This is a genomic window from uncultured Rothia sp., from assembly GCF_916715725.1.
GTDB lineage: Bacteria > Actinomycetota > Actinomycetes > Actinomycetales > Micrococcaceae > Rothia.
Genome location: NZ_CAKAPD010000001.1, coordinates 114,179 through 138,647, shown reverse-complemented (window position 1 = coordinate 138,647; position 24,469 = coordinate 114,179). Strand labels below are relative to the sequence as shown.

Sequence of the window (24,469 nt, the reverse complement as noted above, 5' to 3'; positions counted from 1 at the left end):
GCACCTCAAGGAGAACCATGAGCGCCCCCATCTTCTACATCAGCACGGAAGAATACGACGCACTCACCCCCGGCGCCACCTGCGCGCTCGGCGGCTCCGAAGGCAAGCACGCCCTCGTCAAGCGCCTCGAGCTCGGCGAACGCATCGACCTGGGTGACGGCACCGGCCGCCGCGCACTCGGTACGGTCGCCTCCATCAACGCGGACGGCGTGAGCGTGCAGGTGCAGGAGCTACGCGAGGAACGCAGCGTGCCCTCCATCTACCTGGTGCAGGCGCTCGCGAAGGACGGCCGCGACCTGCTCGCCATCGAAACCGCCACCGAGCTGGGCGTGTACGGTGTGCTTCCGTGGAGTGCGGACCGCTCCATCGTGCGCTGGAAGGGGGAGCGCGCCTCCAAGGCACACACCAAGTGGCAGAACACCGTCACCGCCGCGGCGAAGCAGTCGCGCCGCGCGCTCATTCCCGAAGTGTACGATCTGTACAGCACCGCCGACCTGGTGGAACTCATTGAAGAAGTTGCTGGGGAGGGTTCTGAGCAGTCCGCCGCCGTGTTCATCCTGCATGAGCAGGCGACCGAACGCCTCAGCGCCCTGGCACGCAAGCTTGTCGAGGCGGAGAACCTGCCCGAAGAAATCTACCTGCTCGTTGGACCCGAAGGCGGCATTAGCGACCGCGAAGTGCAGCTCTTCACCGACGCCGGCGCGCAGCTGGCACTGCTCGGTGACGAGGTGCTACGTTCCTCCACCGCCGGATCTGCCGCCATGTGCACCCTGAATGTGGTGCTGGGCCGCTGGTAGAGCGCTGCCGCTCAAGTCTAGCCCCGGCACAGTCCAGCCGGTAAAAGCGCCTGCTAGAACCTAGCTGATAGAGCCCACCCTGAGCGTGGCGCATCACGCACATCTATACTTGTAAATACATCACTAGCCAAGGAGCCCATATGACTACCTCCCGACCTCTATCAACCGCGCGTACCGTATCCTTCAAGAGCGCCGCAGAAATGATTGCCGTGCTCGGCCCGCAGGACGCACACCTGGCGATTATCGAGGACTACTTCGAGCAGATTAGCCTGCGCCCCAAGGACCTGGACGTGCTCATCACCGGCCCCTCCGAGGCCGTGAACACCGCCGCTAAGCTGCTGAACGAACTGCGCGTGCTCTCCAGCCACGACACGCAGATTACCGTGCAGGTCATTCACCGCCTCATGGGCATGCTCGGCGACGAACTGAGCAACCCGGCGCACTCGCTGTCCACCAGCATCCTCTCCACCCGCGGCACCACGATTCGCCCCAAGACCATTAACCAGAAGAAGTATGTGGACGCTATCGACGCGAACACCGTCATCTTCGGTATCGGCCCGGCGGGTACCGGTAAGACCTACCTCGCCATGGCGAAGGCTGTGCAGGCGCTGCAGACCCACGAAGTGAACCGCATTATCCTCACCCGCCCCGCCGTGGAAGCCGGTGAGCGTCTGGGCTTCCTGCCCGGCACCCTCAACGAGAAGATCGACCCGTACCTGCGCCCGCTCTACGACGCACTGCACGACATGCTCGAACCCGAAACCATCCCCAAGCTCATGGAGGCGGGCACCATCGAGGTCGCACCGCTGGCGTACATGCGCGGCCGCACCCTCAACGACGCGTTCATCATCCTCGACGAGGCGCAGAACACCACCGCCGAGCAGATGAAGATGTTCCTGACCCGCCTGGGCTTCGGCTCGAAGATGGTCATTACCGGTGACATCACCCAGATTGACCTGCCCGGTGGCGCCGCATCCGGTCTGAAGCAGGTGCGCAACATTCTGCAGGGCGTGGAGGATATTCACTTCAGCATCCTAGAATCCTCTGACGTGGTGCGCCACACCCTGGTGTCGAACATTGTGTCCGCCTACGACCAGTGGGGCGAAGACCAGAAGGCAATGGAACGCAAGCGCAACCGCAAGGTCAAGCGCGCCACCATCGAGGCCGCAGCCGAAAAGCTGCTCGACCGCGCCGGCATTAACGGCGGCTCCGAAAAGAACGCCGAGCAGAACCCTGCGCAGAACCCCGACAACGCACAGACCACCCCGGAAGGACGCTAAACGGTGGCAGAGATCGAATTCGACTGTGAAGAACCCGCAACCGGTGCCGACCCGGCAACCGACGCCTTCATCCGCGAATCTTTCGAAGCGGTAGACACCGAGGTGCTCACCCGCCTCGTCGAGCACGCCTTCAAGCGCATGCACCTTGCCGATGACACCTACCTGTCCATCGCCATCGTGAACGAAGACGAAATGGAACGCGTGCACATCGAGTGGATGGACCTGCCCGGCGCAACCGACGTGATGAGCTTCCCCATGGACGAGCTGGAACCGGGAACCCCCGAAAACCCCTCCAGCGGCATGCTCGGCGACATCATCCTCTGCCCGCCCGTCGCCGCACGTCAGGGCGCGGACGCGGGCCACAGCACCCTCGATGAGCTGTGCCTGCTCACCACCCACGGTATTCTGCACTGCCTCGGCTACGACCACGGCACCGCCGAAGAGGAAGCTGAAATGTTCGGCATTCAGCGCTCCATCCTCGAAGAGTTCCTGGGCCGCCCGGCACCGGTCGAAACCCGACACTAGGGGAGCGGCGTGGATATTCTACTCACAGCCCTCCTCGCCGTTATCGCGCTCTGCCTGACCGTGGTTGCGGCAATCGCCGAAACCGCGTTCACCTACCTGCCGCACAACGAGGCAGAAGAAGCCGTGGAGGCGCACCCGGACACCCTTGGCGCCCGCGTCCTGCAACGCACCCTCGACGGTGACTCCGAGGCGTACACGCATCCGCTGCGCCTGACCCGCCTCATTGCGGCAGCCGCCGCGGTGCTCGCCACCATGACCTGCCTGCTGAACCTGGTAGAGGTACACGCGCTCGCCGCCGTGCTGACCCTCGTGATCGTTGCGCTGGTGGGTTACCCGATTCTGCACGTGCTGGCGCGTGCTCTGGGTCGTAACCGCCCGGTCGCGTCGATTCGTGTGCTGGCTCGCCCGGTGCACTACCTGTCGGTTTTGCTGACTCCGGTGACCGGCCTGCTTGATAAGCTCAGCGTGCGCCTGGCGCCGGAGCGTTCGGCTGAGGCTCCCGTCGGCGTGTTCGATGAGGAGGAACTGCGCGAGTTCCTGGACCGCGCTTCCGACGCTGAAACCATTGAGGATGACGAGGCGCAGATGGTGCAGTCCGTCTTTGAGATGGACGATACCCGCATCCGTTCGCTCATGGTTCCGCGTACCGATATGCTCACCGCGAGCCGCGACACCCCGCTGCGCGAGGCGCTGAGCCTGTTCCTGCGTTCGGGTTATTCGCGTATGCCGGTGATTGGTGATTCGAGCGATGAGATTCTGGGCGTGCTCTACCTGAAGGATGCGATGCGCGCCTTCATCCTGCACGGTGAGGCCCCCGCGGGTACCGCCCTGCCGACCGTGGTTGAGCTGATGCGCCCGGCTCGTTTTGAGCCTGAGTCGAAGCGTGCCATGGACTTGCTGCGTGAGATGCAGCGCGAGTCCACGCACGTGGCGATTGTGGTTGATGAGTACGGCGGAACCGCCGGTCTGATTACCCTGGAGGACCTCATTGAGGAGCTGGTCGGTGACATCTCCGACGAGTACGACCATGAGCGCCCCGAGTACACGCTGAACGATGACGGCACGTTCCGTCTGTCGGCTCGTCTGGGCATTGATGAGCTGGGCGAGATTTTCGGCCGTGAACTCGAGGACGAAGATGTTGATACGGTGGGCGGTCTGCTCGCTAAGCATCTGGGTATGGTGCCGATTGTTGGTTCTGAGATTGAGATTGACGGCATTCATATTCGTGCGATTGGTTCGTCGGGCCGCCGCCACCAGGTGGATATGTTGCAGGCGTGGTACGAGCCGCCTCGTGATGAGCAGGAGAACGCTGAGGGTTCCTCGGAGGCTCATTCTGCGGAGGTTGCCGACATTCTCACCGTGGATACGGAGCCGCCCGCGGTGTCTGAGCCGCATGCGCATCCGGACCTTCCGGGAGATACTGCTGAGGCTGAACCTGCCCCCGATAAGCACGGCAACCGCTAGACATCGAACATAGACGCCGCACAAATACTTTGAGCCAGCCCGCCGCCGCCCCGAAGGCGCAGATAGATGAGGCTGACACCCCACACACCCCGCACGGGGTTTGACAAGGAGAAACACAATGGACCAGGAGTACACCCCGCTCGATTTGAGCACTCTGGACTTGAGCACCCCGCTGCCGACCTACCCGGCGGATTTCCGTTCGGGTTTCGCGTCGCTGGTGGGCCGCCCGAATGCGGGTAAGTCTACTCTGACGAACGCTATGGTCGGTCAGAAGGTGGCTATCACCTCGAACCGTCCGCAAACGACCCGCCACACGATTCGCGGTATTGTGCACAAGGACGAGTACCAGCTGATTCTGGTGGACACCCCGGGTATTCACCGCCCCCGCACTCTGCTGGGTGAGCGTCTGAACGACCTGGTGGCGAGCACTCTTTCGCAGGTGGATGTGCTGGGCTTCTGCATTCCGGCGAATGAGAAGATCGGTCCGGGTGACCGTTACATTGCGTCGCAGCTGGTGGCGTCGAGCAATAAGCCGGTGGTTGCTATTGTGACGAAGGCTGACACTGTGAGCTCTGAGGAGCTGCGTGAGCAGCTGCTGGCTGTTGAGGCGCTCGGCGAGGAGGTCATGAGCGCTGAGCGTGCGGCTCGTGCTAAGCGTGCCGCGCATCGTGCGAAGCAGAAGGGTAAGGGCCCCAAGGGTAAGGGCGGCAAGAATGATGCTGTGCCTTTCGCGAAGGGTTCGGGTCCTGCGGCTAAGCGCCGTGCCGGTGAGGTTGCTGAGCCGATGCCGGTTGACGGTAAGGGCGGCTGGGCTGCGATTATCCCGGTGTCTGCTGTGAAGCATTTCCAGGTGGATGCGGTTGCTGACCTGCTGGCGCAGTACACTCCGCTGTCGCCGCCGCTGTACCCGGAGGGTGAGCTGACCGATGAGCCGGAGGCAACCCTCATCGCGGAGCTGGTGCGTGAGGCTGCCCTGGAAGGTGCGCGCGAGGAGCTGCCCCACTCGATTGCTGTGACGGTTGAGGAGATGGAGTTCCGTGAGGGCCGCCCGGCGGATAACCCGCTGCTGGATGTGCACGTGAACCTGTTTGTGGAGCGTGAGTCGCAGAAGTACATCATTATCGGTAAGGGCGGCTCGAATCTGCGCAAGATTGGTACGAAGGCTCGTGAGCAGATTGAGGCGATGCTTGGTACCCGCATTTATTTGAATATTCATGTGAAGGTTGCGAAGGAATGGCAGTCTGACGCGCGTGCGTTGAACCGCCTGGGATTCTAGTAGCTTTCCTGAGCGCATCGCCTTGAGGGACTACTCCGAGAGGCGGTCGCGCATCCATAGTTTTCACCCGGTGGCTTGCGGAAATATGTACATGCCTCCGGGTGAAACTTTTCACTCTCATTCGGCGCTCATAGGGAAGAGTGTTACTCTGAGAAAGCACTTGCTCACCGGCAGAAAGAGAAAAGGTATGCCCCAGGCACCTCGTTTACGAAGCACCGGTCGTCATATGCGCACGACGGTCATGACTTCAAACCGCAATAAGTGGATTGCTCTGCTCGTTGCTTGCATGCTCGTCGTTGTTGTCGGCTACGGTGGTGTGGTGGCTCTGCGTATGCGCAATAATCTGCATACTCAGGAGCTGAACATCAGCAATTACAAGGACGGCCTGGAGAACGGCGCCTTGGACATTCTCGTGATTGGTTCCGATACCCGTAAGGGTAATAACGGGGCGTACGGTGATGAGGATGACCGCAATTCTGAGGCTCGCGCGGACGTGATGATGCTGCTGCAGATCAGCAAGGACCGTAAGAACGTGAGCGTGCTGTCGTTCCCGCGTGACTTGATGGTTGACGTTCCGCAGTGTACTGATCCTGAGACCGGCACCGTGTACCCGGCTGAGGAGAACGTTCAGATTAACGAGTCTCTGTCTCGCGGTGGTGCCGGTTGTACTGTGGCGACCATTAGTAAGCTGACCGGTGTGAATATTGACCACTTCATGTTGGTGGACTTTAACGCTGTGAAGGAGCTGTCGAAGGTCGTTGGCGGCGTTCAGGTGTGTGTGGACGCTCCGATTGATGACGAGTACAGTGGCCTGAAGCTTCCTGCGGGTACTTCTACTGTTGAGGGTGAGCAGGCTCTTGCGTTCTTGCGTAGCCGCCACGGCTTCTCGGATGGTTCCGATATTGGTCGTATTCAGGCTCAGCAGGGCTTCTTGTCTTCGCTGCTGCGTAAGGTGAAGAGCGAGGGTACTCTGTCGAATCCGGGCCGTCTGATTAACATTTCTGAGGCGATTACTCAGAACGTGACGGTGGATAAGAACCTGGCTAATATCAGCACTCTGGTGGGTGTTGGTGCGACTCTTGGTGGCGTGGACCTGTCGAATGTTGTGTTTGCGACGGTGCCGACTGAGCCGTGGAGCCAGGACGCGAACCGCCTGCAGCTTTCTGCGGATGCTGCGAACGTGTTCCAGCGTCTGCGTGATGATAAGTCGCTGAAGGAGGAGAAGGCTCCGGCAGCTGAGGCTACTTCTGCCGCTCCGGTTCAGCTCGATCGTACGGTTCCGGTGAGCGTGTACAACGCGACCGGTCTGGATGGCCGCTCGGCTACGATTTCTTCGGTGATTGAGGGTCTGGGCTATTCGAATGTTACTCCGGGTACCTCCGCTAACCCGACGAACTTCACCACGGTGTTCTACTCGACCGGTTACGAGGCGGAGGCGAAGGAAATCGCCGCGAAGCTGAACGTGACCCGCCTGGTGGCGACCGAAGAGGTTCTGGGCGTATCGGTAACGATTGGTACTGACTTCCCGTCCGGTGAGGCGATGGAGAAGCAGGAGGCTGCGATTGCGGGTAACGCGACCGGTCAGACTGCTGATCAGAACAAGTGCCAGACTGCTTTCGCCTACTAGGTTGTAGCTAGTAGAACCTAGTAGGGCACAGCGCAGATGCGTGACTATTGAGTGAAGGGGCGTAGCGCCAGAAATGGTGGCTACGCCCCTTTGCCGTTAATTCTTTCCAGATGATGGACGGCGTCCCGTGTGCCCTGCCACCGCCTCCGGCGCCTGTGATAGCGTGGAGGCATGACTATTGACGGTGAGAGCATGCGCGGGGTTACCCGCCAGGCAGTGAACCTGCTGCTTATTCGCCGGAACGGGGCACGCTAGAATCTGCCGCAACCGTTCCGGCTTTTTGACGCGGCATCTCACCTTCGCATCCTTTCTGATGCACCGCCTTGACCACGGCTGCCGGGGACCGATACCCGGTACGGTACGAGCCCCACATTTGGGGTAGAGCGAGACGGACCAACCAACAGGAATTCATCATGAAAAACCACCAGAAGCCCAGCCCCATGCCGGTACATAAGTACCGCCCTTTCCACGAGCAGATTGTTGTTGACCTGCCGGACCGCACCTGGCCGGATAAGGTCATTGAGAAGGCTCCGCGCTGGTGCGCAGTGGATCTGCGTGACGGCAACCAGGCGCTGATTGACCCCATGGACACCGACCGTAAGCTTGCGATGTTCAAGCTGCTGGTGAAGATGGGTTACAAGGAAATTGAGGTTGGTTTCCCTTCGGCGTCGCAGACTGACTTTGATTTTGTGCGCACTCTCGTTGAGGATGGCCACATTCCTTCGGACGTGACCATTCAGGTTCTGGTGCAGGCGCGTGAGCACCTGATTGCCCGCACTTTTGAGGCGATTGAGGGCGCACCGCAGGCGATTGTGCACTTCTACAACTCGACCTCCGTGCTGCAGCGTCGCGTGGTGTTCAACCAGGATCAGGAGGGCGTGCTGGATATCGCCCTGCAGGGTGCGCGTCTGTGCCGCAAGTACGAAGAGCAGATGGTCTCTGATACTAAGGTCATCTACGAGTACTCGCCCGAGTCCTTCACCGGCACCGAGCTGGAGTACGCGGCTCGCGTGGTGAACGCTGTGGCTGAGGAGCTGGAGATTGGTCAGAACGGTCGCGAGCTGATTGTGAACCTGCCCGCTACCGTTGAGATGGCTACCCCGAACGTGTACGCCGACTCGGTCGAGTGGATGCACCGCAACCTGAACCACCGCGAGCACATTGTGCTGTCGCTGCACCCGCATAATGACCGCGGTACCGGCGTGGCTGCTGCTGAGCTGGGTTACCTGGCGGGCGCTGACCGTATTGAGGGTTGTCTCTTCGGTAATGGCGAGCGCACCGGTAACGTTGACCTGGTAACTTTGGGTCTGAACATGTACACCCAGGGTATTGATCCGCAGATTGATTTCTCTGATATTGACGGTATCCGTAAGACTGTTGAGTACTGCAACCAGTTGAAGGTGCACGAGCGTTCGCCGTACGGTGGCGACCTGGTGTTCACCGCGTTCTCTGGTTCTCATCAGGACGCTATTAAGAAGGGCTTTGAGGCTCTGGAGCGTACCGCTGCTGAGGCGGGTAAGACCGTGGATGAGGTGTACTGGGAGGTTCCGTACCTGCCGATTGATCCTCGCGATTTGGGTCGTACCTATGAGGCGATTATTCGTGTGAACTCGCAGTCCGGTAAGGGCGGTATGGCGTACCTGCTGAAGCAGGATCACGGTCTGGATTTGCCGCGTCGTGCTCAGGTTGAGTTCTCGAAGATTGTTCAGGCTCGTACCGACGCTGAGGGTGGCGAGATGACCAGTGAGAAGCTGTGGAACATTTTCGCGGATGAGTATCTGCCTGCTGCTGATCCTGAGAAGCGTTGGGGTAAGTACCGTATTGAGTCGATTAATATTGATTCGGCTGATACTGGTGCGACTACTCTGCGTGTTGGTCTGAACATTGATGGTCACACGTACACTCGTTCCGCTTCGGGTACCGGCCCGGTGGATGCTCTGCAGAACATCCTTTCGGGTGAGGGCGTGGATATTCGTGTGATGGATTATTCGGAGCACACGATGTCGTCTTCGTCGACTGCTAACGCTGCTTGCTATGTTGAGGCTGCTGTTGGTTCTCGCGTGCTGTGGGGTATCGGTGTGGACAGCTCGACTACTCGTGCGGCGTTGAAGGCGATGATTTCGGCTGTGAACCGTGCGCTGCGTGATGAGCGCCAGGCGTAGGCGATGACCGTATATGCTTTGTGCGGGGGTTGCGGGTGACCGTTAACCGTGCATGATGCGGGGGCGGGATGCATACTGGGAGTATGTATCCCGCCCCTTAGTCGTTTAATGTGCACAGGTGTTGTGTGCATTGGCGGTTTGTGGGGCGAAATAATCTGCAGAGAGGAACTCTCATGAAAAGCTACGCGATGGTGTTTAGCCCCGTTGATGCGGCGGGCACCGATTCTTCTGCTCGTGCCTGGAATTATGAGCTGCGCGGTGGTGATGATACTGCTCTGCCTGCCGGTTCCCCCGAGGTGTGGGAGGCTGGCTGGGTGGGTTCGACTGGTCCCGGTATTGAGCAGGATCAGTGGCCGCGCAGTACGTTTACCGGTTTGCCGATGCAGCATATTTTTACGGTGAGGTTGCCGGAGGAGTACCTGCCGGATGCGCAGAAGTATCCGGGCGTGGTGGCGTTCTCGTTCTTCGCCGGTGATGGCCAGTTCGCTGAGGATGAGGCGACTGAGGGTGTTGCTAATGCTGCAAGTGACGACCCGTTTGAGGTGCAGTATGCGCAGGCTCGGGTGCATCCGTATCAGCTTCTGTTGCGCGATATTTTGGATGCCGAGTTTGCGGTGTTGTACCTGACTGAGGCTGAGTTCGCCTCCCGCACGGAGCCGCCTGAGGATGTGCGCCGCCCCGGTGAGCATCGTGGTGAGGAGGAGAGCTTCAGCGCCTGGGCTTTGGCGGATCAGCAGCAGCCGTTGGCTCGTAAGCCTGCTCTGGTGGGGTGGGTTCCGACGGATGACCCGAACGCCGGTAAGGTCCCCAGTGATGTGTTTGAGAATGTTGACCCGGATACCGGTTATCTGAGCCCGTTCGATTGGGACTCGGAGGATTCGGCGTGGTTTGAGTGGGCTAAGCCGCTGATTGCGGTGGGCACTCACCTGGGCGGCACGCATTTTTATGCACAGAGCCTGCCGGATGGTCTGACGGCTCGTTATATTGAGTTCGACGAGTTTGATGTGCTGAATTTTGGGTGCGGTAGCGCTGTTTTTGATTTTGAGACCGGTGTTTTTGACTGGTCGTGCGGCTAGTCCGCTTGCGCCGAAAAGCGCGCCTGTGACCCACATGTGACACGCATGTGAGGCATTTGCGCGGCTTCCTCAAGTCGTGGATGCACCGCGGTGTACCGCCCGAACCGGCACCCTGAGCGTTTCACAGTGTGGACGGGGCGGTTTGCGGAGGTTTCATATCACCTTCCGCGAACCGCCCCGGGCGGGTACACCTGCGGTATTCTTGAAACCGTGGAATGGATTCAAGCAATTATTTTGGGCTTCGTTCAGGGCCTGACCGAATTTCTGCCGATTTCATCATCGGCGCATCTGAACATTGTTGGCCAGATCCTGCCGGAGAAGGCTGACCCGGGCGCCGCGTTTACCGCAATCACCCAGCTGGGTACTGAGACTGCGGTTCTGATTTTCTTCTGGCGCGATATTGTTCGCATCCTGAAGGCGTGGTTCGGTGCTCTTGCCGGCCGCGTACCGCGTAACGACCCGGATGCCCGCATGGGTTGGCTGATTATTATTGGCTCCCTGCCCATCGGCGTTCTGGGTCTGTTGCTGGAAGACTACATTGACACGCAGTTCCGTAGCCTGTGGATTGTGGCGACCATGCTGATTGTCTTTGCCGTGTTCCTGGGTCTTGCGGACCGTTTTGGCCGCGAGCAGCGTGAGCTGAAGGACCTGACGTTCCGTCACGGCCTGCTGTACGGTTGCGCGCAGGCGCTGGCACTGATTCCGGGCGTTTCCCGTTCGGGCGGCACCATTACTGCGGGTCTGTTCATGGGTTACACCCGTGAGGCAGCTGCGCGTTACTCGTTCCTTCTGGCTATGCCCGCCGTGTTCATGTCTGGTCTGTACAAGACCTTTAAGGTGGTTACCGGTGAGGAGGCGACCGGCTACTACGGTATCCCGTCGACTATCGTTGCGACTCTGGTCGCGTTCGTGGTGGGTTACCTGATGATCGGCTGGTTCCTGAAGTACGTGTCTTCGAAGTCCTACGGCATTTTCATTTGGTACCGCATTGCGCTCGGTATCCTGATTTTCGTTGGTCTGGGCACTGGCGTTCTGAACGCTACTTCTTCGGCGTTCTAAGGCTTTAGCCCTCAGCGTGATATGACATACCCGTCCGTGAGTTTCTCACGGGCGGGTATTCTTATTGGAGTAGATTTTTTGGCACCCGCATGCCTTGAGGTTGGGCGGCGGGTGTGGCGCGTCCACCGGTTGTGGGCGTTTTTACGGAAAGGAAACCCATGCGAGCTTGGGATGCCCCCGCCTCTGTGACTCTGCCCGGTCAGGCTGCGCTGCCGCGCATTTTTGATACTTCTGCCGGTGAGATTGTTCAGGTTCAGGAGGATAAGGCGGCGAGCCTGTACGTTTGCGGTATCACCCCGTACGACGCGACGCATATGGGTCACGCCTCCACCTATGTTGCTTTTGACTTGCTACACCGCGCCTGGCTGGATGCGGGCGTTCCGGTGACGTACGTGCAGAATGTGACCGATGTGGATGACCCGCTGCTTGAGCGTGCGACCGCCACGAATGTGGATTGGCGTGAGCTGGCTGAGGATCAGACGGAGCTGTTCCGCACCGACATGAAGGCGCTGAACGTGATTCCGCCGGCGCACTATGTGGGTGTGGTGGAGTCCATTGAGTGGCTGTTCCCGCTGATTGAGGATTTGCTGCGCCGCGGCCTGGCGTACCGCGTGCCCGGTTTCACGGATGAGCAGGGTGTGGTGCATCCTGACGGTGACGTGTACCTGGACTTGAAGGCTGTGCGTGAACTGCCCGCGAACGCTGAGGGCTACTCGTGGGCACCGGGCGAGGTCTGCCACCTGACCCGTGATGAGATGCTGGAGATTTTTGCTGAGCGCGGCGGCGACCCGAACCGTGCCGGTAAGCGTGACGCACTGGATCCGCTGCTGTGGCGTGTTGAGCGTGAGGGCGAGCCGAGCTGGGATGCCGGCGAGCTGGGTGCGGGCCGCCCGGGCTGGCACATCGAGTGCACGATGATTGCCCGCCGTTTTGTGGATGGTTCGCTGACCGTTCAGGCGGGCGGTAACGACCTGACGTTCCCGCACCACGACCTGGGTGCGGGCCATTCGTGGGCTGTGTCTGCACGCCCGCACGCTAAGCATTACGCGCACACCGGCATGGTCGGTTTGGACGGCCACAAGATGAGCAAGTCCCGTGGCAACCTGGTGCTGGTTTCGCGTCTGCGTGCGGCCGGTGAGGATGCGAACGCGGTGCGTCTGGCGATTATGGGTCAGCATTACCGTTCGGATTGGTTCTGGACTGATGAGCTGCTGGAGCACGCGAAGGCTCGCCTAGACACTTACCGTCATGCGGTGTCGGTGGCTGAGGGCCGTGAGGGTTCCGAAGGTGTCACCGATGAGGCGGCGGTTGAGCTGCTCACCGCTGTGCGTGAGGCACTCGGTGAGGACCTGAACGCTCCGGCGGCGTTGGCGGCTGTGGATGCGTGGGCTGTGAAGGCTCTGGCGGATACCACTGTCGGCGGTGGCGCGCTGGTGCGTGACATCCTGGCGGCACGCCTGGGCGTGGTCCTCTAGGGATAACGCCCTACAAAACGTTGAAACGCAGGAGCGGCGCTACGGTGTAAGCCGTGGCTGCCGCCCTGCGCTTTTCTGCGCCTCCATGTGATGCGGCAGCTTTCTACCGCTACCGGCTGACCACGCAAAAAACCAGCTGCCTGGTTATCACGCTGGTTATCACGCCCGCGGGGGAACACGCCACAGCCGATTTGCAGACTCCGCTAAAATAGAAAAGGACTTTTTCCGTCCCGCGGTTCGCCGCACAGTGCGAACAGCACAGACTGACCCAAACCCGAGGAGAATCACCCCGTGAGCAGCGGCACCCACACCCCCACCGGCGCAATCAACCGCCGCGGCCCCTTCCGCCCCGGCGAGCGCGTCCAAATCACTGACGAACGCGGCCGCATCACCACCATCACCCTCGCCGAAGGCGGCGAATACCACTCCCACAAGGGCTTCCTCAAGCACGACGACCTCATCGGCGCACCCGAAGGCACCGTCATCGCCAACACTCACGGCATCCTCTACCAGGCGCTGCGCCCCCTCTACAAGGACTTCGTGCTCTCCATGCCGCGCGGCGCAGCCGTCGTCTACCCCAAGGACGCCGCCCAGATCATCGTCAAGGCAGACATCTTCCCCGGCGCACGCGTCGTCGAGGCCGGCGTCGGCTCCGGTGCACTGTCCATCGCGCTGCTGCGTGCAGTCGGCGACTACGGTTGCGTGCACTCCTTCGAACGTCGTGAAGAGTTCGCAGACGTCGCCCGCGGCAACATTGAGACCATGTTTGGTGGCCCCCACCCAGCGTGGAAGCTGAGCATCGGCGACCTGCAGGACACCCTGCCGCAGGTTGAAGAGCCCGGCAGCGTCGACCGCGTCGTGCTCGACATGCTCGCACCCTGGGAGTGCCTGGACGCTGTGGCGGAGGCGCTCGCACCCGGCGGCGTGCTCATCTGCTACGTTGCGACCGTGACCCAGATGTCCCGCCTGGTTGAGGGCATGCGCCTGGACGGCCGCTTCACCGAACCCGAATGTGACGAAACCATTGTTCGCGGCTGGCACGTGGAGGGCCTGGCGGTCCGCCCCGACCACCGCATGGTGGCACACACCGCGTTCCTGGTGGTGGCTCGTCGCCTGGCTGACGGTGCGGTACGCCTGGCACCGAAGCGTCGCGCGTCCAAGACTGACTTCTCTGAAGAGGATATGAACGCGTGGATTCCCATGAACGTGGGTGAGCGTGAGGTGACCGATAAGAAGATTCGCCGCGCCGCACGCGATGCGAAGAACCTTGCCGCTCACGCCGCACGCGCGAACGAGATTGCGTTGGAACAAAACGGCATCGAGTCTGCTGAATAATTGATGAACCACCTTTGACCTGCGGGGGCACGGGCGTTGCCTGGAGCCCCCGCAGTGCACTCACCGGGCTACTCGTTGCGCCCAACCACCCGCACCGAGTAGCCTCCCACACAGGACGAACAGCTAAAGGAGCTACCGTGTCCACCCACGAATCTGCAGATCAGGCAGGAACCCCCCAGTACGGCACCGCCCATAGTGCAGCCAGCGCGGCACCGCACTACTCGGCTGCTTTCGGGTCGACCTCCCTGCCCGGCAGTCAGCCTGTCAGCGCGCAGGAGTATGACGCCGTGCTGCGTCGACTCTCCGCGGCGGAGGCAACCCGCGACAATATGAGCCGACAGATTCGTGGTGCGGGGGAGAAGAACCGCAAGCTCGTTGAGGCAATTACCAGCATGCGCTACCAGGTAGAGCGTCTGCGCGCCTCCCTGTCGCAGAACGTCATGCCGCCGCTGAATTCGGCAATTGTGCTGGCGGTGCATGAGGGTCAGACCATGACCTACGAGCAGGTCGCGGACGATAAGACCCCCGCCGAGATTGACACCTACCTGGACGTGCAGGTGAGCGGCCGTATGATGCGTATTCCCGTATCCCCGCTCATTGACCTGTCCACGCTGACCCCCGGCATGACCGTGCTGCTCAACGACAAGACGGAGGCGGTGCTCGCCCTGGACACCGAACCTTTCGGTGACGTGGTGACCGTGCGCGAGGTGCTGGATGAGCAGCGCGTGCTGGTTGATACGTCCTCGGGTGCTCAGCAGGTGGCGCGCGTGGCTGGTTCCCTCGACATTGAGCAGCTGCGCACCGGCGATGCGGTCACCCTCGACACACGCACCCGCATGCTGACCTCGCAGGTTCCCGCCTCCCGCTCGCAGGAGCTGGTTCTGGAAGAGATTCCGGACGTCACCTACGAGCAGATTGGTGGCCTGGGCGCGCAGATTGAGCAGATTCGTGACGCGGTGGAGCTGCCGTACCTGCACCCCGAGATTTTTGAGCGCTACCACCTGGCACCGCCCAAGGGCATTCTGCTGTACGGTCCTCCCGGTAACGGCAAGACCATGATTGCTAAGGCTGTGGCGAACTCCCTGGCGGCTCGTGCGGCTGCGCTGAACCCGGGTTCGGCTACTCGCGGCTACTTCTTGAACATTAAGGGCCCTGAGCTGCTCGATAAGTTCGTCGGTGAGACCGAGCGTCAGATCCGCGATATTTTCGTTGCCGCCCGTGAGAAGGCGGAGGCGGGTCACCCGGTCGTCGTGTTCTTTGACGAGATGGAGTCGCTGTTCCGTATGCGCGGTTCGGGTCGTTCCTCCGATATTGAGACGACCATCGTGCCGCAGTTGCTTGCCGAAATTGATGGTGTGGAGTCGCTGCAGAACGTCATTGTTATTGGTGCGACCAACCGTGAAGACCTGATTGATGCCGCGGTGATGCGCCCGGGCCGACTCGACCTGAAGATCCGCATTAACCGCCCGGATGCCGCCGGTGCGGCAGAGATTTTCGGTCTGTACCTGACCGAGGACCTACCCCTGGACGCTGCGGAGGTGGCAGCCGCCGGTTCGACCCGCGCCGCCCTGACCGCGATGATTGCGGCGGCGACAGGTCAGCTGTATGCGCGCACCCCCTCCACGGCGTACGCTGTGGCGACCGTGGATTCTTCCATGGTCGTTGGTTCTGGCGCGAGCGCGAACCTGTCCACTCACACGCTGTACCGCGGCGATTTCGCTTCGGGCGCGGTGATTCGCAATATTGTGGACCGCGCGAAGAAGGCGGCGATTAAGGAGCAGCTGCAGGCGCTGACCGCCGGCGCGGACGCAGCGGGCGTGGGTATTGGTACCCGCCACCTGCTGGAGGCGGTACGCGCCGAGTTTGAGGATCAGGTGGACTTGCCGCCGCTGCCCGATATTGAGGATGCGCTCACCGTTGCCGGTGTGCGTGGCCGTTTGGTGTCGGTGGAGCCGCCGCGCTAAACCGCGCACGCATCATGAGCCGTGTGCCCGCACCATAAACCGCGCTACAAGCATGAGCCGGGCGCTTATCCCGCATTAACCTCAGTATTACCGCAGGTCCAAAGCCTTTAGATGGTATAGATTTTTTCAGGAGAACCCCATGAACTCCACCCCCAGCTACGGCGTGCACCGCATTATGGGTGCAGAAACCGAGTACGGCGTCATCGCCCCCACCGCGCCGGGCACCAACCCGACCGTGCTGTCCGCACTGGTGGTCAACACCTACGCCAAGTTGGCGTTCCGCCGCGGCGCCGCTTTCCGCGAACAGCTGCAGCGCCGCGCCCTGGCGGATGAGCTGACCGCCGAGCAGGCACGCCAGGCAGAGAACTACTCGACCACCACCCCGGAAGGTCAGTGGCTGGGTGAGTCCGAGTCGCCGCTGCGTGATGCCTTCGGTCAGGTTCAGGACGCCTCCACCGCCCATTCGAGCCAGATGACGCACACCCGCACCGAGCTAACCAGCGAAGATATCGCCCTGGAGATTATGCGTGAGGCGGGCGTTCAGGCACCGGGTGAGCCCGCCGAGCCGCGTAGCGCCCTGGATGCGCTCGCCGGTGTGCACGGTCGCGGTGGTTTCCCGGAGCGTCTGGATTGGGATCGCGTGACCATGAACGCGATTCTGCCCAATGGTGCGCGCCTGTATGTGGATCATGCGCATCCGGAGTATTCGTCGCCGGAGGTTCTGACCCCCGTCGATGCGGTGCTCTATGATGCTGCCGGTGACGCGCTGGCGTACGAGTCGCTGGTGGAGTTGGGCAACCACGCGCAGGATTTGCCGCAGGTGAAGCTGTACAAGAACAACACCGACTCGAAGGGCCAGTCGTACGGCGCCCACGAAAACTATCTGATCAGCCGTGATGTTCCGTTTGAGCAGGTTGCGGATGCGCTCCTGCCGTTCTTTGCGACCCGCGCGATTTTTACGGGTGCGGGCCGTGTGGGTATTGGTACGCACGGTGAGGTTCCGGGTTTTCAGATTAGTTCGCGTGCTGATTTCTTTGAGCGCACGATTGGTCTGGAGACCACGATTCGCCGCCCGATTGTGAATACGCGCGATGAGCCGCATGCGGATGAGTCGAAGTACCGCCGCCTGCACGTGATTCCGGCGGATGCGAACCTCTCGCACTATTCGAACCTGTTGAAGTTTGGTACGGCGGCGCTGGTGATGAATCTGATTGAGTCGCACAGCGAGCAGCACCCGGTGCTGCCGGGTGTGCGCCTGTCCGATCCGGTGGCGGCGATGCACGCGGTCAGCCACGATTTGTCGCTGTCGGTTCAGCTGCCGTTGGCGCCTTCTTCGGTGACCCTGCCGAACCCGGTGTCCACGAGCGGTTCTGCGAGTGCGCTGCAGATTCAGCGCGCCTACTATGAGGCCTCCCGCGCGCACGAGGAGTCGAACCCGGCGGGTGTGGATGCTGCGACCGCGCAGATTCTTGATCTGTGGGGCGAGGTTCTGGACGCTCTGGAAACCAACCCGCTCTCGCTGGCGGATCGTCTGGATTGGGTGGCGAAGTATGCGCTGGTGCGCGGCTATGTCGCTCAGGGCGTAGATTATGCGAATCCGAAGTTGAAGGCTCTGGATTTGCAGTACGCTGATATTGACCCGTCGAAGAGCCTGTATCACCGTCTGGTGGCGCGTGGCCGTATGCGTACGCTGTTCTCTGCGGAGCAGGTGGAGCGTGCGACGACTGAGCCGCCGCGTGAGACGCGCGCGTTTTTGCGTGGCACGTTGATGGCGCGTTGGCCGGAGGAGATTCTCGGTATTAACTGGGATACGGTGTCTTGCCGTGGCAGGTATTCGAAGGATCTGACTCGTTTTACGATGATGGAGCCGACCCGGTACGGTGCCGCCGAGGTAGAGCCGCTGCTGGATGAGGTGAACCATTCGGATGAGCTGCTGAACCGCCTGCGCTAGTAGCACCTCACCACCCCTAAACCCACATCAACTCACATTCTTCCCCGGGGTGAATACCCCCATTCAGAAGAGTAAAAACCACATAACCCACAGGTAGGGTGCAGTGCACAGCTCACGGCAGTCGGTGCGTACCACCCCGGTATCGCCTCGGCATTGCATTTGGCACCGCCTCCAGCAGTACCTCTAAGCACCCCACCTGTGACCCCATAACTTAACGTTAAGACCGGTACCGGTCTGAACAACCCCATTTGAAGGAGAGAACCATGAGCCGCGAACGCATCAGCGCACAGCAGACCGAAACCACCGCAGCCGAGCAGGAGCAGGAACTGACTCTCGCCGCCTCGCACGTGGTGTCTGACGTGAGCGAGGTCGACGACCTGCTCGACGAAATTGACGGCCTGCTCGCTGAGAACGCTGAAGACTTCGTCACCGGCTTCGTCCAGAAGGGCGGCGAGTAACCGGCACGCCCCGCGCCGGGTCAGCATCATGGAACACCGTATTTTCGGCATTGAAAGCGAATTCGGGCTCAGCTACGTCCCGCACGGGCTCGGTCGGCTGAGCATCGAAGAATCCGCCGCCGCCCTTTTCAAGCCCGTCCTGGATCAGTGGCGATCAACGAACGTCTTCCTGCCCAACGGCGGTAGGCTCTACCTTGATGTGGGTTCGCACCCCGAGTACGCCTCCGCCGAATGCGGCAGCATTGACGAACTGCTCGCGCAGGAACGTGCTGGTGAGCTACTTTTCGCGGACCTGGCGCGTACCGCCCGCAAGCGCCTGCTCGCAGGCTCGGAGGGTCGCCCCCTCGACGGTGAACTGTACCTGTTCAAGAACAACGTGGATTCGGCGGGCAACTCCTACGGTAGCCACGAGAACTACCTGATCAGCCGCAAATTGCAGTTCAACGACCTGATTAAGCAGCTCGTGCCGTTTTTGGTGACCCGCCAGATTCTGGTCGGTGCCGGTAAGACCCACCCGAACGGCGGCCCGGTGCCCGGTTCGACCGACCCGGCATCCAGCACGGGTGTGCCCTCGTACTCGTTCTCGCAGCGTGCCGACCATATTTGGGAGGCGGCGTCCACCTCGACCTCGCGCGCTCGCCCGCTCATTAACACCCGCGATGAGCCGCACGCGGACGCTTCGAAGTTCCGCCGCATGCACGTCATTAATGGCGATTCGAACATGGCGGAGCCGACGACCCTGCTGAAGATTGCCAGCACCGACCTGGTGTTGCGCATGCTGGAGGACCGCTTCCCGGTCACAAGCCTGGATATTGTGTCTGTTCCGGCGGCTCTGCGCGCTATCAGCCACGATCTGACCGGCACCGCGACCTTCGAAACCACCGATGGTAAGCACTACACGGCGTTGAGCGTTCAGCGTCACTACCTGGATGCGGCACGCCAGTACGTGCAGCAGTACGGCGCGCACCACCACCACGTGGAATACGCCCTGGACCTGTGGCAGCGCACCCTGGACGCTATCGAGTCCGGCGACTACAGCAGCATTGATACTGAGATTGACTGGGCTATTAAGAAGAAGCTTCTGGATGCGTATATTGCCCGCGCCCGCGCGGCTGGTCAGCCTGCCGATTATGCGAGCGCCCGCATCCGTCAGCTGAATTTGGCGTACCACGACATCGACCCGGAGCGTAGTGTCTTCCACGCGCTGGTTCGTCGCGGTGCGGTCAAGCGCATCCTGCCCGAGGGTGCTGCGGAGGCGGCGAAGACTCAGCCGCCGAACACTCGCGCTCTGCAGCGTTCGCGTTTCATTAATGCGGCGGTTGCGGCGGGGGAGCAGTTCACCGTGGATTGGGTGCATTTGAAGCTCAATGCCTACCCGCAGCACACGCTGGTGTGTAAGGACCCGTTTGCTACCGGTAGCGAGGAGCTTGAGGAGGTGCTGAGCCTGTTGGCATCTAAGGCGCGTCAGCACCAGGAGGCGGCATTCCCGCCGCCCTGCTAAACAGCGCCGCTAAACAGCATTGCTAGAAACACTCTGATGAGGGGAAACCCACCGGCGGTCGGGGTTGTGGGCCTTCGGGAACACCCCGGCCGCGACACAGCCTGAACACAGCTACGTGCCGTAGCATAAAACAGCTAAACCTATACCTGTAAACTGTTCTGTGGCACACGGGCACTCACACGCCCCACTCTCACAGAAAACCCCAGAGGATAACACTATGACCAAACGCTCTAAGCTCACTATTTTCGGTGCCAGCGCGGCAGCTCTTGCGCTCGCACTGTCCGCATGCGGCGCGCAGTCCAGCAATGGCGATTTGTCCAAGGTGCAGTACACCTTGAAGAACGCGACCGCTGCGCCTGAGGCGTCCTTCGCGACTCCCTTCGCCGCTTCTAGCCCCTCCGCGTACGTGATTGAGGAAGGCAACGGTGACTCCATCAATGATGGTGACTACGTGCTCGTTGAGGCTGCCGTGTTCAACGGCACCGACGGCAAGCTTAACGGTTCCACTTACTCCAGCGAGCCGATTCTGCTGCCGATTAACGATCAGCTGAAGCAGGCTGCACCGCAGGTGTACGAAACCCTGAAGAAGATTAAGGTTGGCGGCTCCTTCTCGTACACCACCAACGTTCTGCAGCAGCGCAGCACTGCGGGCGTGACCACCACGACCGCTTCGCCCGGCGCCGCAACCAACGTTGAGGTGTACACCGTGAAGACGAAACTGCCCAAGTACGCAACCGGTAAGGCTGTTGAGGCTGACCCGTCGCTGCCGTCCTTCACTCTGGATGAGTCCACCGGCAAGGCTGAAATCAAGCTGCCCGATAACAAGCCGGAGGTCACCGAGCTGACCGCTAAGACCCTCATTGAGGGCGAGGGCGCCGAGGTCAAGGAAACCGATACCGTGTACGTGCGTTACATTGGCGTGCAGTACTCCGACGGTAAGGTCGTCGACGGCAACTATGACGCCGCCACCCCGATGGGCATCTCCCTGCAGGGCGTTATCAAGGGCTGGACTCAGGGTCTGAAGGGCAAGAAGGTCGGCTCCCGTGTTGAGCTGGTCATCCCGGCGGATTTGGCGTACGGTAACGACACCGGCGGTTCCAAGCCTTCGGGAACCCTGGTGTTCGTGGTTGATATTCTGGGTGCGGAGGAGAACCCGCAGACCCTGCAGCGTGCTCAGGCGGCTTCTAGCGCGGCTGCTGCGGAGGCGAGCGCCTCGGCAACCGCTGATGCTTCTGCGACCCCGGCAGCGTCCGCTTCGGCTACCGCACAGTAGCCTGGGACCTATATTTTCGGGACCCACGTTTTTACGTCACATTTTTATACCGCGCTCGCCGCCTATACGGCTTAGGCGGCGAGCGCACCCACTATTTCGATGTATGTCGAACCAATCAAAGGAGACACCCATGTCTTTCGGTCAGCGTAACCTCGACCGCGAAAAGCCTGAAATCGATTTCCCCGAGGGCGACGCCCCCACCGAGCTGGTCATTACCGACCTGATCGAGGGTGCTGGCGCTGAGGTTGTTCCCGGCTCCCGCGTGCTCACCCACTACGTTGGTGTGGCATTCTCCACCGGTGAAGAGTTTGACGCTTCTTGGAACCGCGGCGAGCCGCTGCCGTTCCAGGTGGGCGTTGGCCAGGTTATCCGCGGTTGGGATGAGGGTCTGCTCGGCATGAAGGTCGGCGGCCGTCGTCGCCTGGAGATTCCCGCCGACATGGCGTATGGTGACCGCGGCGCTGGTTCGGTCATTAAGCCCGGTGAGTCCCTGATTTTCGTGGTGGACCTGCTGGACGTCCGCTAAGGACTAGCCGGTAAGGTTTTCGCGTTTTTCGCGCTTCTCACGTAAGACGCGCAGCCCGGTGCTTCCTCCCGTTTGTGGGAGGGGTACCGGGCTTTTGCGTACCCACACGCTGAGTAAGTGCCGCGGAACACACACGGTATGATGGAATCATGTCCACCGCAGCTCAGCTTTTCATGACCCTGAACCGCCTCGCCACCGCCGCCGAGGCACCCGATGCCGCAACCCGAACCCAGGGCATCAGCCGCAACGAGCTACTGACCCTGCTCGGTATTAGCACGCGCGCTAACGGCTCCCTCAGCGAGTCCCAGGAACGCGCCTTTGAACGAGCCAAGCAGACCCTGCGTGATGCCGGCGCGCGCATTACCCACGTGACCACGGATCTGGGGGAGCGCTACCGACTCGAACCCAGCGACGCAGCTAAGCTACCCGCATGGAACCCCACCGCTGAGGAGTTCCGCCTCATCAACACCATCCTGCGCGGCTGGGAAGGCACCGAACTGCAGGATGACGCCTACCGCATTCTGCGTAAGATTGCGCTGACCAGCGAGAACCTCACCGATGAGGCGCTCGCCGCCGCGAAGATTCTGGAGCCGAAGACCGGCAAGCGTCAGCGCGCGAAGAACCTGTACACCTACCGCGAGCCTCTTCAGCGTATTTACTTTAGCGATAACCCGCACCTGAATGAGCTGTTCACCGCCTATGCGGAGCGTAAGACGGTCACGTTCACCTATCAGACGGCTGCCGGTGCGACCCGCGTGCAGGAGAAGGTCAGTGTTGCCGGTATTGGGTACCGTTACGGCACCTGGTATTTTGTCGGCTACTACACTGAGAGCTCGGAGCGTAAGGAGTACACGTTCCGTGCCAGCCGTATTCAGAAGCTCACGATGCTTTCGCGTATTGATTCGACCCCCATCAATGCGACGTTCAACGCCAAGAACTGGCTTGAAGACATTAAGGGCTACGAAGAGAGCCTGATCGTTGCCGAGGTCAGCGCCGATTCCACGCTGTCGGAGCCCTTCACCGTGCCCTCGTACGGCACGATTGATAGCGCTGTGGCGGCGACCAGCTACAGCTGCGTTATCGAGCCGCCCGAGGAATCGGAGGCTGCCTCTACCCGCCAGCGTGACAGCTACGCCGCCCAGCAGCAGCTGCTGCGTACCCTCACCGACCTGCACAGTGGCGCAGTCGAGGACCCCGGTACGTGGAGTAAGATTGACCAGCGTAACCGTAATAACGTCCTCGACGCCCTCGTCGACCTGGTTCTGGGTCTGCATCGTGCCGACCGCTGGGCGAGTGCCCATGGTGAAGAGCCCATGCCTTTGAATCAGCTCAACGCCCTCTACAGCGTGGACACCGAGAAAAACCGCGACCTCGGCAAAACTATCATCCCCGAGATTTTCGCGCAGGTAGATACCGTTCCCTTCGATTCTGACCCCAAGGACCCGGACGCCCTCAAGCCCAGCTACATTAACCTGCTGCCGGACTTTGGCGGTGCCACCCCGAACACGCTGCTGAACTACGCGCGCCTTACTGACACTGAACTCGCCATTCTCGTCTTTACCCTCTCTGCTGCAGATATTCTGCACCCAGCGGATGCGCGTCTGGGCAGTATCCGTGCGGCGCTCGCCGCCGCGTACCCGAACGCGCCTGTCTATGCGCAGCACCTGTGCTTCGCCCCGGAGGAGCCTCTGCTGCAGGAGGCGACTGCCGCCCTGAGCAGCGGCAACGCCGTGACCATTGGTTACGGTACCTCTGAGCGTGCCGCGGATCGTCTGGTGGATCCGTATGCGCTGGTGTTGCACCGCGACCACATGTACCTGCATGCGTGGTGCCGTACCGCTGAGGAACGCTACTATGCGGCGCGCGGTGAAGAGGTACCCGCGCAGGTACCTGAGGCTTTTGCTCACGCAGCCACCGGCGAGGCAGCGAACAGTGCCGACAGTGAGGCGGGGGAGAAGGAACCCACCTTCTGGCGTAACTTCCGCCTCACCCGCATCAACCACATTCAGGAGGCGGGCGCGGGTCGTACCCACCCGGTCACCGGTGACACCGTGCCAAACTGGCACGCTCAGCAGCACAGCACTCAGACCAACCCGTTCGCTGAGTTGCGGATTCACCCGACCGAGCACATTCCCAGCGGTGAGCCGCTCGATACTCTCACTGCAACGTACATGCGTCGAAGCACCCACCACGTGAAGAAGGCTTCACGCACCCAGTACGTGCGCATCCACTACTACAACAACGCCCACGGCGCTGGCGATAAGAACATCCTCGACACCGTCATCGCACACCGAGGTGCCCTCGAACTGGTCGGCCCTGCGCACCTGCGCGCGGCGCTGCTTGACCAGTTGCAAACCCTCAACGCGAGTAGCCGCAGGGGTGCGCCCGCAGGTGTGCCCGCAGAAAAATAGAACTTCACCCACAAGCAAAAACGCCCTAAAAACCCATCTAAGGCGCCAAAACATTAACCTAAAACTTGTATAATGGTGCTCATGTCTTGGTGGTTCTGGATTTTGCTATGGGGCGCGCTCATCATCTGCTCGCTCCTCTATTTGGCATGGTTCACCTACAAAGCACTCACTCGCGGTTTCACACTCCTTGACGAAACCGTAACCTGGGTCGAGTCAATCGAGGGACAATTCGACGCAGCGCAAGCGAACGCAAGCCGAAAACTCCCGCGAGACACCACCCTCGGGGTATTCACACCCATCACTGAGGCA

18 protein-coding genes are annotated in these 24,469 nt (G+C 61.0%); all 18 read left to right on the top strand.

Going from position 1 to position 24,469, the window contains the following annotated elements:
* Nucleotides 1-17: 17 nt before the first annotated feature.
* A complete protein-coding gene (locus QZ822_RS00505) occupies nt 18-797 on the top strand; it encodes a 16S rRNA (uracil(1498)-N(3))-methyltransferase (protein WP_070666560.1) in 780 nt (259 codons plus the stop codon).
* Between the two features lie 140 nt (nt 798-937).
* Nucleotides 938-2,077 carry a PhoH family protein gene (locus tag QZ822_RS00500; protein ID WP_049346286.1) on the top strand — a complete coding sequence of 380 codons (1,140 nt, stop codon included), beginning with the start codon at nt 938-940 and terminating at the stop codon, nt 2,075-2,077.
* Nucleotides 2,078-2,080: 3 nt separating this feature from the next.
* On the top strand, nt 2,081-2,602 hold the full coding sequence (gene ybeY, locus QZ822_RS00495; protein WP_005505992.1) for an rRNA maturation RNase YbeY: 522 nt from the start codon (nt 2,081-2,083) through the stop codon (nt 2,600-2,602).
* A gap of 9 nt (nt 2,603-2,611) precedes the next feature.
* A complete protein-coding gene (locus QZ822_RS00490) occupies nt 2,612-4,066 on the top strand; it encodes a hemolysin family protein (RefSeq protein WP_294641788.1) in 1,455 nt (484 codons plus the stop codon).
* Nucleotides 4,067-4,184: 118 nt separating this feature from the next.
* On the top strand, nt 4,185-5,342 hold the full coding sequence (locus tag QZ822_RS00485) for a GTPase Era (protein WP_193389055.1): 1,158 nt from the start codon (nt 4,185-4,187) through the stop codon (nt 5,340-5,342).
* A 241-nt stretch (nt 5,343-5,583) separates the two neighbouring features.
* On the top strand, nt 5,584-6,969 hold the full coding sequence (locus QZ822_RS00480; RefSeq protein ID WP_294641786.1) for an LCP family protein: 1,386 nt from the start codon (nt 5,584-5,586) through the stop codon (nt 6,967-6,969).
* A gap of 413 nt (nt 6,970-7,382) precedes the next feature.
* Complete coding sequence (leuA, locus tag QZ822_RS00475; protein ID WP_294641785.1) at nt 7,383-9,131, top strand: 2-isopropylmalate synthase; 1,749 nt, start codon at nt 7,383-7,385, stop codon at nt 9,129-9,131.
* A 173-nt stretch (nt 9,132-9,304) separates the two neighbouring features.
* Nucleotides 9,305-10,207: a hypothetical protein gene (locus QZ822_RS00470; RefSeq protein WP_294641783.1), complete on the top strand. Its 903-nt coding sequence runs from the start codon at nt 9,305-9,307 to the stop codon at nt 10,205-10,207.
* Between the two features lie 210 nt (nt 10,208-10,417).
* Entirely contained in the window at nt 10,418-11,266 is an 849-nt protein-coding gene (locus tag QZ822_RS00465; RefSeq protein WP_200963036.1) for an undecaprenyl-diphosphate phosphatase, read from the top strand.
* Between the two features lie 158 nt (nt 11,267-11,424).
* Nucleotides 11,425-12,741: a cysteine--1-D-myo-inosityl 2-amino-2-deoxy-alpha-D-glucopyranoside ligase gene (mshC, locus tag QZ822_RS00460; protein ID WP_294641780.1), complete on the top strand. Its 1,317-nt coding sequence runs from the start codon at nt 11,425-11,427 to the stop codon at nt 12,739-12,741.
* Between the two features lie 291 nt (nt 12,742-13,032).
* Nucleotides 13,033-14,076: a tRNA (adenine-N1)-methyltransferase gene (locus QZ822_RS00455; protein WP_012903527.1), complete on the top strand. Its 1,044-nt coding sequence runs from the start codon at nt 13,033-13,035 to the stop codon at nt 14,074-14,076.
* Nucleotides 14,077-14,213: 137 nt separating this feature from the next.
* Nucleotides 14,214-16,040: a proteasome ATPase gene (gene arc / locus QZ822_RS00450; RefSeq protein ID WP_294641779.1), complete on the top strand. Its 1,827-nt coding sequence runs from the start codon at nt 14,214-14,216 to the stop codon at nt 16,038-16,040.
* Nucleotides 16,041-16,179: 139 nt separating this feature from the next.
* A complete protein-coding gene (dop, locus tag QZ822_RS00445) occupies nt 16,180-17,991 on the top strand; it encodes a depupylase/deamidase Dop (RefSeq protein ID WP_294641776.1) in 1,812 nt (603 codons plus the stop codon).
* A gap of 263 nt (nt 17,992-18,254) precedes the next feature.
* On the top strand, nt 18,255-18,449 hold the full coding sequence (locus QZ822_RS00440) for a ubiquitin-like protein Pup (protein ID WP_005506016.1): 195 nt from the start codon (nt 18,255-18,257) through the stop codon (nt 18,447-18,449).
* 28 nt (nt 18,450-18,477) lie between these two features.
* Complete coding sequence (gene pafA / locus QZ822_RS00435; protein ID WP_294641774.1) at nt 18,478-19,950, top strand: Pup--protein ligase; 1,473 nt, start codon at nt 18,478-18,480, stop codon at nt 19,948-19,950.
* Nucleotides 19,951-20,167: 217 nt separating this feature from the next.
* Nucleotides 20,168-21,223, top strand: a complete 1,056-nt coding sequence (locus QZ822_RS00430; protein ID WP_294641772.1) for an FKBP-type peptidyl-prolyl cis-trans isomerase — start codon at nt 20,168-20,170, stop codon at nt 21,221-21,223.
* A gap of 130 nt (nt 21,224-21,353) precedes the next feature.
* Nucleotides 21,354-21,749: an FKBP-type peptidyl-prolyl cis-trans isomerase gene (locus QZ822_RS00425; RefSeq protein ID WP_005508667.1), complete on the top strand. Its 396-nt coding sequence runs from the start codon at nt 21,354-21,356 to the stop codon at nt 21,747-21,749.
* A 149-nt stretch (nt 21,750-21,898) separates the two neighbouring features.
* Nucleotides 21,899-24,160 (top strand): WYL domain-containing protein, encoded by a 2,262-nt coding sequence (locus QZ822_RS00420; protein ID WP_294641770.1) that lies wholly within the window; start codon nt 21,899-21,901, stop codon nt 24,158-24,160.
* Nucleotides 24,161-24,469 lie beyond the last annotated feature (309 nt).